Origin of the sequence: Rathayibacter sp. AY1C1 (assembly GCF_002932105.1) — a bacterium.
GTDB lineage: Bacteria > Actinomycetota > Actinomycetes > Actinomycetales > Microbacteriaceae > Rathayibacter.
The window spans coordinates 157,477-171,850 of record NZ_PSWH01000003.1 but is presented as its reverse complement, the minus strand read 5'-3'; the positions used below and the strand labels follow the sequence as shown (position 1 = coordinate 171,850).

The following is a 14,374-nucleotide window of genomic DNA, read 5'->3' as shown; positions in this document are numbered from 1 at the left end:
CTCGAGGGCGCAGAAGGGCATGGTCTCGTCTCCAGGGGGTGGCGGGCGATCGCCCGCCACCCCCTGGAGACGAGACCATGCCCTTCTGCGCCCTCGAGAGCCTCCGCTGATGGAGCTGGGCATCGCCGCGATCGTCGGCGTCTCGGTCCTCGTCGCGGTCGCCGTCTTCTCGCGGCGCCTCGGCGTCGCCGCCCCGATCGTCCTCGTGCTCGCCGGCGTCGGCCTCTCGTACATCCCCGGGGTTCCGGAGGTGGTCGTCCCTCACGAGTGGGTGCTCGACGGCGTGCTGCCGCCGCTGCTGTACGCGGCGGCGCTCAGCGTCCCGTTCATCGACTTCCGCCGGAACCTCACCACCATCACCGGCCTGTCGGTCGTTCTGGTGCTGATCTCGGCGGCCGGCGTCGGCGCGCTCCTCTTCCTCCTCCTCCCCGAGCTCGGGCTGGGCCTGGCGATCGCCGTGGGCGCGATCATCAGCCCGCCCGATGCGGTCGCCGCGACCTCGGTCGGCCGGCGGCTCGGCCTCCCGCCGCGTCTGCTCACCCTGCTCGAGGGCGAGGGGCTGATCAACGACGCGACCGCGCTGGTGCTCCTCCGCTCGGCCCTCGCCGCCGCCGCCGGGACGCTCGCGACGCCGTGGGCCGCGATCGGCGACTTCCTCTACGCGGTCGTCGTGGCCGTCGTGGTCGGGTTCGTGGCCAGCGTCGTCACCGTCTTCGTCCGCTCGCGGCTCGAGGACCCGGTGCTCAACACCGTCCTCTCCTTCATCGTCCCCTTCGTCGCGTTCATCCCCGCCGAGGGCCTGGGCGCCTCGGGCGTGCTCGCCGTGGTCGTCGCCGGCCTGCACACCGGGCACGCCTCCTCCCGCGCCTTCACCGCGCAGTCGCGGGTGAACGACCGGATCAACTGGCGGACCGTGCAGTTCCTGCTCGAGAACGGCGTGTTCCTGCTGATCGGGCTCGAGATCCGCTCGCTGATCCACGACGCCGACAGCGCACGCCTCTCCGTGCCCGGAGCGGTCGGGATCGGCCTGATCGCGGTGGTCGGGCTGATCGTCGTGCGCTTCCTCTGGGTCGGCCCGGTCCTCCTCGGCGAGCGCTGGCAGACCCGCCGGGCCGAGCGCCGGGCCCGCGAGCAGAAGGAGCTGCTCGAGTCGCCCGAGGCGCAGGAGCTGCCGAAGGAGGAGCGCGGCCGGGCGAAGCGGCGCTACCTGCTGCGGCGCAGCGACTACCGGCACTTCAGCCGCAACGGCATCGGCTGGCGCGGCGGTCTGGTGCTCGGCTGGTCCGGGATGCGCGGAGTGGTGACCCTCGCGGCCGCGCAGTCGCTGCCCGAGGACATCCCGTACCGTCCGCAGCTCGTGCTGATCGCCTTCACCGTGGCCGTCGCGACCCTCCTGATCCAGGGCAGCACGCTGCCGCTGCTGATCCGCGCGCTGGGCATCCGCGGGATCGACGTGCCCGAGGACCAGCGGGCGCTCGCGGGCCTGCTCGACGAGATCACCGAGAAGGGCCTCTCGGTGCTGGAGCACCCGGGCGACGCCGTCGAGGGCGCCGACGGCGTTGCTCCGGACGTCCTGGAGCGGGTGCGGCAGACGTCGTTCCTCCGCTCCGAGGCCGCCTGGGAGCGCTCGCGCGGCACGGAGAGGTCGGTCGCGGACACTCCGCACCGCCTCTACCGAGCGCTGCGCCTCGCCGTGGTCGCGGCCGAGCGGGAGGCGCTGCTGGACGCGCGCTCGCGCCGCGCCTACCCGCAGCGCATCCTCCGCGACGCCCAGTCGCTGCTCGACCTCGAGGAGACGCGGCTGCGGGTCCGGCGGGGCGCCGAGTCCTGAGGGCTCGGGATCGTGACGATCGCTCCCGGGGATGCCCGCGCTGATCCGCGCCCTGTGGAGGAGCGCCGAGCTCCTCGAGTGCGCCATCCGGATCGACCCCTCGGACCACGGCCGTCCGGCCTCCCCGGCATAGCCCGCCGATGCGTCACCCCCCGTTAAGCCCGCGCGCCCCGCTTCCTCTGGCACTGCCGTCACCCCGCCCGTAACCTGCGGATCGCCTGAGAATCGAAAGCTCGATTCGCCCGCACTCGAAGAGGGGTGGCGGGCCGGGGCGGATCCCCTCGGGCGATATCACGAGGGCCGATCCGCGCGCCAGCCCTCGCAGAGAGGGCAGACGGGGCGCTGAGAGGAACGCTATCCCGTGCGGCGCCGGAGCGCACGCACCACTTCGTTCGAGTGCTCTCAGGTCCAGTCGAGAGCGGAGCGCTCGGCCCAGTAGCGGACCGGATCCACGGCGAGCGCCGGGAGGTCCGGGAGCTCCCGGGGCTGCGCGCGCAGGTTGGCCCGCAGCTGCTCCGGAGTCGCCGCGCCGCTCAGCACGACGTCGGCCCAGGGCTGCGCGAGGACGGCCCCCAGGGCGACGGCGTCCGGCGCGGCGCCGGCGTGCTCGATCGGGTGCGCCACGAGCCTCCCGTTGGCGAGGGCCTCCTTGACCACCACCAGCCAGCCGTCGTCGTGCGCGGCGGCGAGCGCCCGGCCCGCGGACTGCTCGAGCGGGTTCCAGGTGCTCTGGACCGCGCTGAACGGCGACTCCGGGATCGCGCGGGCGAGCTCGATCACGCGCGCCTGCTCGGGTCCGCTGGTGGAGAGGCCGACGCGCACTCCGGAGCCGGCGAGGCCGCGCAGTCGGTCCAGCAGCGGGCGGTCGGTGAGGGCCGGGCTCTCGGGAGTGATCGAGTGGACGAGGTAGGAGTCGGGCGCCGAGCCGAGCGCGTCGAGCGTGAGCGGCCACTGGCGGTCGAGCATCGCGACCGAGTGCTCCTTGCGCTCGTGGACCGGCGCATCCATCGCCCACCCGCCGACGTACTCGTAGCCCCACTTCGACTCGATCGTGAGCGCCGCCCGCCGCTCCGGATGCCGGGCGAGCCAGCCGCCGAGGAACTCCTCCGCCCGCCCGTAGGAGCGCGCGGCGTCGAGGAAGCGGACGCCGGCGTCCCACGCCGCGTCGAGCAGCAGGTGCGTGCGCTCGCGCAGCGCGTCGACGCTCCGCTCGGCCGCGGGGCCGAGGTCGTCGTCGCGCCCTGCCGTGATGTACGCCGGCCGGCCCACGGCCGCCAGCCCGATCCCGAAGCGCTGCATCCCGCCCACGGTACGCCCGTCCCGGAGCTGCGGCAGCCGCTAGCGTCGAGCGGTGACCTCCGCCCTCGACCGCAGCATCCTCCGGCTCGCCGTCCCGGCGCTGGGCTCGCTGGTCGCCGAGCCGCTGTTCCTGCTCACCGACTCCGCCCTGGTCGGCCATCTCGGCGCCGTCCCGCTCGCCGGGCTCGCGCTGGGCGGCACGGTGCTGCAGACGATCGTCGGCCTGATGGTCTTCCTCGCGTACAGCACCACTCCGCGGGTCGGCCGGGCCCTCGGCGAGGGCGACGAGCGGAGGGCCGTGGCGGCCGGGATCGACGGCGGCTGGCTGGCCCTGCTCCTCGGCGCCGGCATCGCCGTGGTGGGCGCGCTGACCGCTCCGGCCGTCGTGGCGCTCTTCGGCGCGGAGCCGGCTGTGGCCGAGGCGGGCGTGCGGTACCTGGCGGTGAGCATGGCCGGGATCCCCGCCATGCTCGGCGTCTTCGCGCTCACCGGGCTCCTCCGCGGCTTCCAGGACACCCGCACTCCGCTGGTGATCGCCGCCGGCGGATTCGCTCTCAACGCCGCTCTCAACGCCGTGCTGATCTACCCGGCCGGCCTGGGGATAACCGGCTCCGCACTGGGGACGGTGATCGCGCAGTGGGCCATGCTCGCGGCCTACGCGGGAGTCGCGCTGCGGCTCGCCCGGAGGGTCGGCGCGCCGCTGCGGCCGCACCTCGCGGGCCTGGCCTCCTCCGCGGGATCCGGCGGCTGGATGCTGCTGCGCACAGCGAGCCTCCGCGCGGCGATCCTGCTCGCGGTCGCGACCGCCACCTCGCTCGGGGTGGAGGAGCTGGGCGCCTTCCAGGTGGCGATGACGCTGTTCTCGACGGTCGCCTTCGCCCTCGACGCGGTGGCGATCGCCGCGCAGGCGCTGCTGGGCCGCCTCCTCGGCGCGGGCGACGCCGAGCAGGCCCGAGCCGTCACGAAACGCTGTGTGACCTGGGGAATCGGTGCGGGTGTAGTGCTCGGAGCGCTGGTCACCGGTCTGAGCGGTGTCCTGCCGTACGTCTTCTCGAGCGACCCGGAGGTGCTGCGGCTGCTGCCCGCGGCGATCGCCGTCGTGGGCCTCACCGCTCCGCTCGGCGGCTACGTCTTCGTGCTCGACGGCGTGCTGATCGGCGCCGGCGACGGCCGCTACCTGGCGCTCAGCGGCCTCGCGAACCTCGCCGTCTTCGTCCCGCTCGCCCTGCTCGCCCCCGCCGCGCCCGCCGAATGGCGCCTCCTCGCGCTCTGGCTCGCCTTCGCCGTCGGCTTCCTCGGCGCCCGCGCGGTCACCCTCGGGCTCCGGGTCCGCAGCGACGTCTGGCTCCGCTGACCGCACTCCTCCCCTGTGGAGAAGCCTGTGGACAACTCCGGTCAGCGCGGCGGTGCGCTGGTGTTCCCGCGGTGGAAGACGGCGTGGAAGCAGACCGCCTCCGCCTCCTCGTCGGCCAGGAGCGCGACCGCGGCCCGTCCCGCCGCACGGCCCTTCTCGACCGCGGGCTGGGCCATCGTCGTGAGGTCGTACTCGGCCGCGAGACCGGGCACCTGCACGCCGTCGAAGCCGACCACCGAGAGGTCCTCGGGCACGCGCAGCCCGCGCTCCTCCGCCGCGAGGATCACGCCCGCGGCCAGCAGATCGCTCTGCGCGACGACCGCGGTCGGCGGCTCCGCCCCCTCGAGCAGCGTGCGGCCCGCGGCGACGCCCTCGTCGACGGAGCTCGCCGCGGCGGCGACGACCGACGCCTCCGGGAAGACGTCCTGCACGCCGAGGAGGCGGTCGACCGGAGTGATGCTGGGGCTCGAGCGCCAGCCGGCCGGGATCGCGCCGCGGCGGCGGTCCTTCGCGAACGGGAGCGCGACCACCGCGACCCGCTCGTGGCCGAGCTCGCGCAGGTGCTCCGCGAGGGTCCGGCTGGCCTCGCGGTTGTCGAGCGAGATCACGGCGCCGCCCAGCTCCGAGAGGCCCTCGACCACGACGACCGGCACCCCCCGGCGGCGCAGCACGGCGACGGAGTCGTCGACCGACGGGCTGCAGCCGACCAGGATCATCGCGTCGACCGGGGCCGTCGCCAGCAGGCCCGCGCCGTCGCCGGTCTCGGTGAGCAGCAGGATCCCGGCGTCGACCCCGCCGAGCACGTCGGCGATCCCGTCGAGCATGGCGATCTTGATCGGGTCGCGGAACGCGTGCAGCATCCGCTCGTCCACGACGACCCCCACGATCCCCGAGCGGCCGCGGCGGAGCGAGCGCGCCCGCGGGTCGGGGCCGGCGTAGTCGAGCTCGGACGCCGCGCGCAGCACCCGCTCCTTCGTGGCCTCCGAGACGGGGCCGGAGCCGCTGAAGACCAGCGAGGCGGTGGAGGGGGACACTCCGGCCCGGCTCGCGACGCGGGCGAGCGTCGGCCGGGGGCTCTTGCGGGGTTCCACGTTCCTCCTCGTGGGGGCGGCGCGCTCGTCGTCGGTTGACCGTCCCCGGGGTTCCGGATAGCTTAGACCGGCTCGCTTCGAATCGATTCGACCGTGCCTCTCGATCCGGTGTCCGGATCCCGCCCGCACCAGGAGAACCGCCATGACCTCGACGTCCGCGCTCACGCGCCCGCAGCTGGTCGCCTGGCGCAACGCCGTCTTCACGATCTTCGTCCTCAGCGGGATCTCGATCGCCACCTGGGTCTCGCGCACCCCCGCCATCCGCGACGAGCTCCAGCTCTCGACCGCCGGAGTGGGCCTGCTGATCCTCTCGATGTCGATCGGCGCGATCGTCGGACTCGCGTTCTCGACGCCGGTCATGGGCGCGATCGGCGCCCGGCGCGGCATGGCGCTCGGCCTCACCGTCTCGGCGGCGGGGCTCGCGGTGCTGGGCGTCTCGGCCGACGTCATCGGCGTCCTCCCCGCGGCCTTCGCCGGCATGGCGATGCTCGGCTTCGGCAACGGAGCGGTCGACGTGATGATGAACGTCGAGGGAGCGGCCAACGAGAAGGCCTTCGGCAAGACGCTCCTGCCGCTGTTCCACGCCTTCTTCAGCCTCGGCACCGTGGCCGGCGCGCTGATCGGCGCGGGCGCCTCCGCCCTGGCCGTGCCCGTCGCCGTCCACCTCGGCGCGATCGCCGTGGTGATCGCGGTGACCGCGGTGATCGCGATCCGCTTCGTCCCGGTCCGCGAGGAGCTCGACACCTCCGGCGCGGCGACCACCGTGAAGCCGCCGGTCCGCGAGCGCGTCGCCGCCTCCCTCGGCGTCTGGCGCGACGGCCGCCTCGTCCTCATCGGCCTGATCATGCTGGGCATGGCCTTCGCCGAGGGCTCCGCGAACGACTGGCTGACCCTGGCGATGGTCGACGGCCACGGCACCGACAAGACGACCGCCGCCGTCGTGTTCGGCGTGTTCGTCGCCGCCATGACCGTCGGACGCGTGATCGGCGGGCCCGTGCTCGACCGCTTCGGCCGCGTCCCGGTGCTGCGCGCCTCCGCCGGGCTCGCGATCGTCGGCATCCTGCTGTTCATCCTCGCCCCGGTCGACGCGCTCGTCGTCGTCGGCGCGGTCGCCTGGGGTCTGGGCTGCTCGCTCGGCTTCCCGGTGGGCATGTCGGCCGCGGCGGAGGGGCCGCACTCGGCCGCCCGCGTCAGCGCGGTGGCGATGCTCGGCTACGTCGCGTTCCTGGTCGGACCGCCGGCCATCGGCTTCCTCGGCGAGCACTACGGCCTGCTGAACGCCCTCTTCCTGGTGCTGGCCCTGGTGGTCGTCGCCGGGCTCGCCTCCCCCGCCGCCCGCAGCCGACGGAGCTGACCGCCCCGCTCCACGCGCCTCCGCAAGCCCCCGTGGGGCCCGGGCGCCCCGGCGCGCCTCCCCCTAGGCTTCCCAGGACGGCGGCGGAGGGGGAGCGGATGCGGTACCGAGCGCGCGACGGCGCCCTGCTCCACGTCGACGAGCACGGAGCCGGTCAGGGGCGGCCCCTGGTGGTCGTCCCCGGTGAGCCGGAGCGCCACCCCTCCTACCTCGGCTCGTTCGCCTCGATCGCCTGCACGCGCCGCGTCCTCGTGCTGCACCCGCGCGGAGTGGGCGGCTCCGCGGAGCTGCCTCCCGCTCCCCCGGCCACGACGGCCGCCGACGTGGAGGACCTGCGCCGCCACCTCGGCGTCGACGAGCTCGATCTCGCCGCGCACGACTCCGGCTGCCGCGCCGTCCTGCTCGCCGCCGTGGACGCGCCCGAGCGCGTCGCCCACCTGCTCCTGATCGCCCCCGGCACCGCCTGGCTCGGGATCGACGACCGGGCTGCCGGTCACACGACTCCCGCCGGCTCCGACGACACCGCGGCGATCCGCGACGCTCTGCAGCGCCTCGACTGCCCCGCGGTCGTCCTCGGCGGCGAGGACGATCCGGTGACGGGCGTCGCCGCTCTGGAGGCGCTCACCGCGCTCCTGCCGCAGGCGAGCCTGGCCGTCATCGAGTCGAGCGGCCACCACCCGTGGGCGGAGGCGCCGGCCGAGTTCGCGGTCGCGCTGCGCGCCTCGCTCTCGGTGCCGCCGCCCGCTCCTCCGCTCGGCCGCCGGCCTCCCGTCGCCGCGCGCTGAGCCGGGAGCCCGCCGGAGCCGCGCCGTCTATCCTCGACGGGTGCGTCTCGTCATCGCGCGCTGCTCCGTCGACTACACCGGCCGTCTCAGCGCCCACCTCCCGCTCGCCACCCGCCTCCTGCTCGTCAAGGCCGACGGGAGCGTCCTCATCCACTCCGACGGCGGCTCCTACAAGCCGCTGAACTGGATGAGCCCGCCCTGCACGCTGATCACGGGCGAGCCCGACGAGGAGGCGCGCGCCGCGGGAGTGACGCAGCAGTGGACCGTCGCGCACCGCAAGACCGGCGACGCTCTCGTCGTCTCGATCCACGAGGTGCTGCACGATTCGGCGCACGAGCTCGGCGTCGATCCGGGACTCGTGAAGGACGGAGTGGAGTCGCATCTCCAGCGCCTTCTCGCTGAGCAGATCGGCCTCCTCGGAGAGGGGCACACTCTCGTCCGGCGCGAGTACATGACCGCGATCGGCCCGGTCGACATCCTCGCCCGCGATTCCTCGGGAGCCGCCGTCGCCGTCGAGATCAAGCGCCGCGGCGAGATCGACGGAGTGGAGCAGCTCACCCGCTATCTCGAGCTGATGAATCGCGATCCGCACCTCTTCCCGGTGACGGGAGTCTTCGCCGCTCAGGAGATCAAGCCGCAGGCGCGGACTCTCGCCGAGGACCGCGGAATCCGCTGCGTGGTGCTCGACTACGAGGCCATGCGCGGCACCGACGACTCCCACACGCGCCTGTTCTGACAGACACGGCGACAGGCACGGCGAAGGCCCCCGCGATCGGATCACGGGGGCCTTCCGCTCACCGGGCGCGAGGCCCGGGAATGCGGCGTCTCACCGGGCCGAGAGCCCGGCGGCCGCTACTTGTGGGCGGCCTGGTAGGCGGCCTGGACCTCGGAGGGGATGCGTCCGCGGTCGGAGACGGGGTGGCCGTTGGCGTTCGCCCACTCGCGGATGGCCTTGAGCTGCTTGGGGTCGCTCTTGGAGGCGGTCGCGACGCTCGTGGCGGCCGCGGGGCGCGAGCCGACGCGGCGGGCGCTCGAGACGAACTTCTCGAGCGCCGAGTGGAGCTCGGCGATGTTGTCGGGGCCGAGATCGATCTCGTAGTTGGCGCCCTCGATGCTGAAGCGGACGGTACCGCCGTCACCGGAATCGATAAGGGTTCCGTCGATATCGTCGACAAGCGTGATCTTCTGGGCCACTTTTCCTCCTGGAGTTCGCGGGACCGGACTGTCTCGACCCGGACCGGAAGAGACATTACCCCCTTTCACAATCGAGTGCGCCATGAATGGCGCCATTCGTCCCTTTCTCGCGCCATGTCGAGGGGAATGTTCAGGATAAGCGGAGGCAATCAGGGCGGAATCGAGCTGTTCGCCACCAGCCGTCGAATAGAGGACACGGTGTCCGCAGACGGCCGTAACGATTCCGGACACCGATCGCGCGCATTCCCGGGAACCGGACCCGGCGATTCCGATCACGCCCCGGTCTTCGTTAGCGTGGAGTCATGGCACGACGAGGCGGACCCCCTGCACGCCCGGCGCGACCCGGTCCGTACCGCAATGCGGAGGCTCGGGAAGCACTGGAGGCGCTCGTCGCCGCTCCCACCGCCGAGGCCGTCGACCGGCTGCTCGAGGCCTGCCTCGACGGCTCCCTCGTGGTCGACGTCACGGGCTCCCAGCCCGGAGGCGTGCCGCACGTCCGCACCGTCGCGACGACCACCGGGGAGCAGGTCCTGCCGCTGTTCACCTCCACGGACGAGGTGCGCACCGCGGTCCCCCGGCAGCAGCATCCGCAGGTGCAGATGCTGGTCCTCCCCGGACGCGAGGCCTTCGCGCTGATCCGCACCGCCGACTTCGTCGCCGTGCAGCTCGACCCCGGCTCGATCGCCCAGGTCGTCACCCGTTCGTTCGTCGAACGGGCTCTGGACGCCGAACGGCCGTAGAGTGTGGCCCCCGGCGGGGCAGCGCCGGCGTCACCCCGTCCTCCGAGGTCAGGAGCCCGCCATGTCCGACACGACCCTCGCCGCCACCGGCCTCGACGCGCGCGCCGGCACCTGGTCCTGCATCCTCTTCGACCTCGACGGCACGATCACCGACTCGGCCCCCGGCATCACCGGCACCCTCGTCGAGACCTTCGTCGAGCTGGGCCGCCCCGTGCCCGCTCCGGCCGAGCTGCTGGCCTACGTCGGCCCTCCGCTGCTCGAGGCGTTCCGCGAGCTCGGCGGGATGACCGTCGAGGAGGCGCAGGCGGCGCTCGTGGTCTACCGCCGCCGCTACAACGCGGGCGGACTGTTCGACTCCTCGGTCTACCCGGGGCTGCCCGAGGTGCTCGCGCGCATCGCCGAGGCCGGCGTGCCGCTCTCGCTCGCGACCTCCAAGCCGGAGTCGGCGGCCACGCGCATCCTCGAGCACTACGGCCTGGCGCAGTACTTCACGGTGATCTGCGGCGCCTCCGAGGACGAGGTCCGCAGCGCCAAGGCCGACGTCGTGGAGGAGGCGCTGCGCCGGCTCCGCGAGCTCGGCGTCGACCTCTCGGCGCCGGTGATGGTGGGCGACCGCGAGCACGATGTGCAGGGCGCCGCCGCCCACGGCGTGCCGACGATCATGGTCGAGTGGGGCTACGGATCGCCGCTCGAGGCGGTCGGGACGATCGCGCTCGTGTCCGGTGCCGAGGAGCTCGCGGACCTCCTGCTCCCGTGACCTGCGTACGATGAGGGCATGACTGGTCTGGGCGTCGTCCTCTCGTTCGTGCTGTTCCTCGGCGGGATCCTCGTTCTCGGCAACTCGTTCCTGCTGCCCGACATCGCCGGATTCCTCTTCGTCGGCGGCATCCTGATGATCTCGGGATCGCTGGCCGTCGCGTTCCACGTCCTGCCGAAGTCGCAGTAGCCGGGTCGCTCCGGGCGACCGCCTCCGCGGCTCGCCGCTCCGCTCAGCCCAGCGTGCTCGCGTCGAGGTTGATGACTGCATTGATGTAGACCGCCTCGCCGGCTCCGGCGATCGTCGGGTTCATCCGGAGCAGCTGCTGCACCGGGATCCCGAAGCGCTGCGCGATGTCGAAGAACGTGTCGCCCTGCACCACGGTGTAGCTCACGATGTCCCCCTCCCCATCGCGGGTCGGCTCGCCGTTCGCCCCGGGGACCGCGCCGTTGTCGACCGCGAAGGCGGTCTCGGGGATGTCCGGCGTCGCGTTCGGCGTGAAGGTGACCGTCGCCTCGGGGACCGGTGCGAAGACCGTGGCCGTCGCCTGCGGGAGCGCCGCCGTGACGGTCGGGTCCGGCACCGGAGTCGGCGTCGCCGTGGCGAACACGGTGACCGTGACCGTCGGAGCCGGAGCGGGCGCCGAGCACCCCGCGAGCGCGAGCACCCCGGCCAGTGCCGTCGCTCCGATGACCGTCCTGCGCATGTCCCCCGCCCTCCGCACGCCCCGCGGCGCCCGCTCCACCCTAGGAGACGGGGCGGCCGGGGGCACGTGCGCTGTCGCAGGAGGCCGGTGCTGCGGATCCACCGTCGTGCAGGAAGCTCCGCGGTCGTCCGGGCCGGGTCGGCCTCACCGGGACCGGGTCAGGACGGGGGCTCGGGGAGCAGGCGCAGCCCGCCGCCGCTGTTCGCCGCGTCCATCAGGAGCTCGACCCAGGTCGGGTTGATCGTCGGCTGCCGGCTCCCCGCGAAGTGGAACTGCAGGGCGATGTTCGGGTTCATCCAGAAGGAGTGGCGGCCGCGCGCGCCCTCGGGCATCGAGTCGAGGGTGAGGCTGAAGCGCTCGTCGCGGCGGAACTTCGCGTAGATCACGATCTGGAGGTGGGCCAGGGTCCGGTCCTCGATCTCGATGACGGCGGGAGGAGTGCCGTAGAGGAATTGACCCATGCCGCCAGACTATAGGCCCCTCGGCTTATTACTAGTCCGTCTAGCTATTTCGCTGCGGAGGGTTCCGCGTCGTCCGCTTCGTCCGTATCGTGCCCGTCGCCGTGCTCCGCGTCGATCTCGTCGACGGCCGCGCTCATCCGGCGGAGGAAGTTGACGACGACCTCGGCCTCGGGGGCGTCCAGGTCCTCGGCGATCTCGAGCATCCGGCGGTGCATCTCCTGGAGCGTGGCGCGCACCTCGTCGTCGCTGTCGACGGTCGCCTCCACGACGATCCCGCGCCGGTCGGTCGGGTTGGGCTTGCGCACGAGGTGGCCGCTGCGGACCAGGCGGTCGATGAGGACCGTGGTCGACGCGGACGAGATGGAGAGGTGCGAGGCCAGGTCCTTGCCGGTCACCAGCTCGCCCTTGCGCTGCTGGCGGAGCAGGTACTGGATGGCGATCAGGTCCGTCTCGCCCATCGCCATCCGCTCGCGCGTGCGGCGGCGCATGGAGACCTCGGAGACGCGGTACGTGCGCATGGCGCTCAGCACCTCGACCGCACGCCGGGTGGACGACTCGTCCGGGTACCAGTACCCGGCGCCGCTCCGCAGGCTCGTGTCGCTCATCCGCACATCCTAGACCGGCTGATCACCAGGCCGTCTAGCGAGTCGCCCGCGCCTACGCTGGACCGGTGACCGCCACCCTCGTCGCCAAGGGCCTCTCCGGAGGCTATGCGCACCGCACCCTGTTCGACGGACTCGACCTGACGGTCGCCCCCGGGGACGTGGTGGGCGTCGTGGGGGCGAACGGAGCCGGCAAGTCGACTCTCCTGCGCATCCTCGCGGGCGAGACGGCTCCACTCGAGGGCTCCGTCGTGCTCGCGCCGGGCGACGCCTTCGTCGGCTGGCTGCCGCAGGAGCACGAGCGCCGCGAGGGCGAGACCGTGGCCGGCTACATCGCGCGCCGCACCGGCTGCGCCGAGGCCTCCGCCGAGCTCGACGCCGCCGCCTCCGCCCTGGCCGACCCCGATCCCGACGGCTCGATTGCCGACCGCTACGCCCTCGCGCTCGACCGCTGGCTCGCGAGCGGCGCGGCCGACCTCGACGAGCGCACCCCGGTCGTCCTGGCCGACCTGGGCCTGTCGCTCGGAGCCGCGGCCGCCTCCTCGACGATGACATCCCTCTCCGGCGGGCAGGCGGCGCGGGTGGGCCTCGCGGCACTGCTGCTCTCGCGCTTCGACGTGGTGCTGCTCGACGAGCCGACCAACGACCTCGACCTCGACGGCCTGGAGCGCCTGGAGGCCTTCGTCCGCGGACTCCGCGGCGGCGCGGTCCTCGTGAGCCACGACCGCGAGTTCCTCGCCCGCAGCGTCACCCGCGTGCTCGAGCTCGATCTCGCGCAGGGCACCAACCGGGTCTACGGAGGCGGCTACGACGCGTTCCTGGAGGAGCGCGAGACCGCGCGGCGCCAGCGCCGAGAGAAGTACGAGGACTTCGCCGAGCAGAAGGCCGACCTGGTCTCCCGCGCCCGCACCCAGCGGGAGTGGTCGAGCCAGGGCGTGCGCAACGCGATGAAGAAGGCCCCCGACAACGACAAGATCCGCCGCAAGGCCTCGGCGGAGTCGAGCGAGAAGCAGGCGCAGAAGGTGCGCCAGATGGAGAGCCGGATCGCGCGGCTCGAGGAGGTCGAGGAGCCGCGCAAGGAGTGGCAGCTCGCCTTCACGATCGGCAGCGCCCCGCGCTCGAGCTCGGTCGTCTCGACGCTGAACGGCGCGGTCGCCCGCCGCGGCGCCTTCACGCTCGGGCCGGTGTCGCTCCAGGTCGACGCGGGCGACCGGATCGGCATCACCGGGCCCAACGGCGCCGGCAAGTCGACGCTGCTGTCGCTCCTCCTCGGCCGCGCCGAGCCGGAGGAGGGCGGCGCCTCTCTCGGAGCGAGCGTGGCGATCGGCGAGATCGATCAGGCCCGCGGGATGCTCGCCGCCGACGTGCCGCTCGCGGACGCGTTCGAGGCGCTGGTGCCCGAGTGGCCGACCGCCGAGGTCCGCACGCTGCTGGCGAAGTTCGGGCTGAAGGCCGACCACGTCGGCCGCCGCGTCGGCGAGCTCTCGCCGGGCGAGCGGACCCGGGCCGCCCTGGCGCTCCTCCAGGCCCGCGGCACGAATCTCCTGGTGCTCGACGAGCCGACCAACCACCTCGACCTCGTCGCCATCGAGCAGCTGGAGGAGGCGCTCGAGGCGTACGAGGGCACCCTGCTGCTGGTCACCCACGACCGGCGGATGCTCGAGACGGTGCAGCTGACGCGGCACTGGCACGTCGAGGCGGGCGTCGTCACGGAGGCGTGACGCCCGCCGCCGCGTCAGTCCCCGGAGGCGCGCGCCGCCTCGTCCTCGCGCCAGCCGGCCTCCTTCTGCACGTACTCGTTGTCGGCGAACTCCGCGAAGTCGCTCTCGTCGGTGATCCGGCGCACTTCGAGGCGGTTGCCGGGCACCAGCGGGCAGCGCAGCGCCCACTCGCGGGCCTGCTCCTTGGAGTCGACCCCGATGATCCAGAAGCCGTTGAAGAGCGACTCGGTCGGGCCGTAGGCGCCGTCGACGACGGTCGGCGGCTCGGAGGAGAAGTCGACCACGAAGCCGGAGGAGGCGACGTCGTCGGCCAGGCCGTCGCCCGAGAGCAGCACGCCCGCCTCGATCATCGCCTCGTTGTACTGCCCCATCCGGGTGATGATCTCGTCGAACGGGATCGAGGCGTAGGCCTCCTTCGCCGCATCGGTCGCGCGCATGATCAGCATGTACTTCATCGGGTCTCCCTGGGGTCGGTGCGC

General features: G+C 73.3%; 16 protein-coding genes. 9 read left to right on the top strand and 7 right to left on the bottom strand.

Going from position 1 to position 14,374, the window contains the following annotated elements:
• The first annotated feature begins 109 nt into the window (after positions 1–109).
• Positions 110–1,831 carry a sodium:proton antiporter gene (locus C5C71_RS02910; protein WP_104337116.1) on the top strand — a complete coding sequence of 574 codons (1,722 nt, stop codon included), beginning with the start codon at positions 110–112 and terminating at the stop codon, positions 1,829–1,831.
• Between the two features lie 402 nt (positions 1,832–2,233).
• On the opposite strand, the gene C5C71_RS02905 is transcribed toward C5C71_RS02910, so the two are convergent.
• On the bottom strand, positions 2,234–3,130 hold the full coding sequence (locus tag C5C71_RS02905) for an aldo/keto reductase (protein WP_104333203.1): 897 nt from the start codon (positions 3,128–3,130) through the stop codon (positions 2,234–2,236).
• 52 nt (positions 3,131–3,182) lie between these two features.
• On the opposite strand from C5C71_RS02905, the gene C5C71_RS02900 reads away from it, so the two are divergent.
• Positions 3,183–4,484 carry an MATE family efflux transporter gene (locus tag C5C71_RS02900; protein WP_104337115.1) on the top strand — a complete coding sequence of 434 codons (1,302 nt, stop codon included), beginning with the start codon at positions 3,183–3,185 and terminating at the stop codon, positions 4,482–4,484.
• A 41-nt stretch (positions 4,485–4,525) separates the two neighbouring features.
• Here the strand turns inward: C5C71_RS02900 and C5C71_RS02895 are convergent, their stop codons facing one another.
• Positions 4,526–5,575 carry a LacI family DNA-binding transcriptional regulator gene (locus tag C5C71_RS02895; protein ID WP_104335426.1) on the bottom strand — a complete coding sequence of 350 codons (1,050 nt, stop codon included), beginning with the start codon at positions 5,573–5,575 and terminating at the stop codon, positions 4,526–4,528.
• 142 nt (positions 5,576–5,717) lie between these two features.
• On the opposite strand from C5C71_RS02895, the gene C5C71_RS02890 reads away from it, so the two are divergent.
• The 3 genes from C5C71_RS02890 (at position 5,718) to nucS (ending at position 8,450) form a co-directional block, all read left to right on the top strand.
• Positions 5,718–6,929 (top strand): MFS transporter, encoded by a 1,212-nt coding sequence (locus C5C71_RS02890; protein WP_104225755.1) that lies wholly within the window; start codon positions 5,718–5,720, stop codon positions 6,927–6,929.
• 98 nt (positions 6,930–7,027) lie between these two features.
• Complete coding sequence (locus tag C5C71_RS02885; protein ID WP_104308166.1) at positions 7,028–7,714, top strand: alpha/beta fold hydrolase; 687 nt, start codon at positions 7,028–7,030, stop codon at positions 7,712–7,714.
• A 40-nt stretch (positions 7,715–7,754) separates the two neighbouring features.
• Entirely contained in the window at positions 7,755–8,450 is a 696-nt protein-coding gene (gene nucS, locus C5C71_RS02880; protein ID WP_104222623.1) for an endonuclease NucS, read from the top strand.
• Between the two features lie 116 nt (positions 8,451–8,566).
• On the opposite strand, the gene C5C71_RS02875 is transcribed toward nucS, so the two are convergent.
• Positions 8,567–8,908 carry an Lsr2 family protein gene (locus C5C71_RS02875; RefSeq protein WP_104222624.1) on the bottom strand — a complete coding sequence of 114 codons (342 nt, stop codon included), beginning with the start codon at positions 8,906–8,908 and terminating at the stop codon, positions 8,567–8,569.
• Between the two features lie 302 nt (positions 8,909–9,210).
• Between C5C71_RS02875 and C5C71_RS02870 the strand changes: the two genes are divergently transcribed.
• The 3 genes from C5C71_RS02870 (at position 9,211) to C5C71_RS17450 (ending at position 10,594) form a co-directional block, all read left to right on the top strand.
• Complete coding sequence (locus tag C5C71_RS02870) at positions 9,211–9,648, top strand: SseB family protein (protein WP_104262595.1); 438 nt, start codon at positions 9,211–9,213, stop codon at positions 9,646–9,648.
• Between the two features lie 61 nt (positions 9,649–9,709).
• Complete coding sequence (locus tag C5C71_RS02865; RefSeq protein ID WP_104222626.1) at positions 9,710–10,405, top strand: HAD hydrolase-like protein; 696 nt, start codon at positions 9,710–9,712, stop codon at positions 10,403–10,405.
• A gap of 18 nt (positions 10,406–10,423) precedes the next feature.
• Positions 10,424–10,594: a hypothetical protein gene (locus C5C71_RS17450; RefSeq protein ID WP_159911733.1), complete on the top strand. Its 171-nt coding sequence runs from the start codon at positions 10,424–10,426 to the stop codon at positions 10,592–10,594.
• 43 nt (positions 10,595–10,637) lie between these two features.
• Here the strand turns inward: C5C71_RS17450 and C5C71_RS02860 are convergent, their stop codons facing one another.
• The 3 genes from C5C71_RS02860 to C5C71_RS02850 form a co-directional block, all read right to left on the bottom strand.
• On the bottom strand, positions 10,638–11,111 hold the full coding sequence (locus C5C71_RS02860; RefSeq protein ID WP_104222627.1) for a LysM domain-containing protein: 474 nt from the start codon (positions 11,109–11,111) through the stop codon (positions 10,638–10,640).
• A 158-nt stretch (positions 11,112–11,269) separates the two neighbouring features.
• Complete coding sequence (locus C5C71_RS02855; protein ID WP_104225758.1) at positions 11,270–11,572, bottom strand: ATP-dependent DNA ligase; 303 nt, start codon at positions 11,570–11,572, stop codon at positions 11,270–11,272.
• 44 nt (positions 11,573–11,616) lie between these two features.
• Positions 11,617–12,177, bottom strand: coding sequence for a MarR family winged helix-turn-helix transcriptional regulator (locus tag C5C71_RS02850; protein WP_104250276.1), 561 nt, complete (start codon positions 12,175–12,177; stop codon positions 11,617–11,619).
• Positions 12,178–12,242: 65 nt separating this feature from the next.
• On the opposite strand from C5C71_RS02850, the gene C5C71_RS02845 reads away from it, so the two are divergent.
• Positions 12,243–13,895 carry an ABC-F family ATP-binding cassette domain-containing protein gene (locus C5C71_RS02845; RefSeq protein ID WP_104337114.1) on the top strand — a complete coding sequence of 551 codons (1,653 nt, stop codon included), beginning with the start codon at positions 12,243–12,245 and terminating at the stop codon, positions 13,893–13,895.
• Between the two features lie 14 nt (positions 13,896–13,909).
• Here the strand turns inward: C5C71_RS02845 and C5C71_RS02840 are convergent, their stop codons facing one another.
• Positions 13,910–14,350, bottom strand: coding sequence for a YciI family protein (locus C5C71_RS02840; protein ID WP_104222630.1), 441 nt, complete (start codon positions 14,348–14,350; stop codon positions 13,910–13,912).
• Positions 14,351–14,374 lie beyond the last annotated feature (24 nt).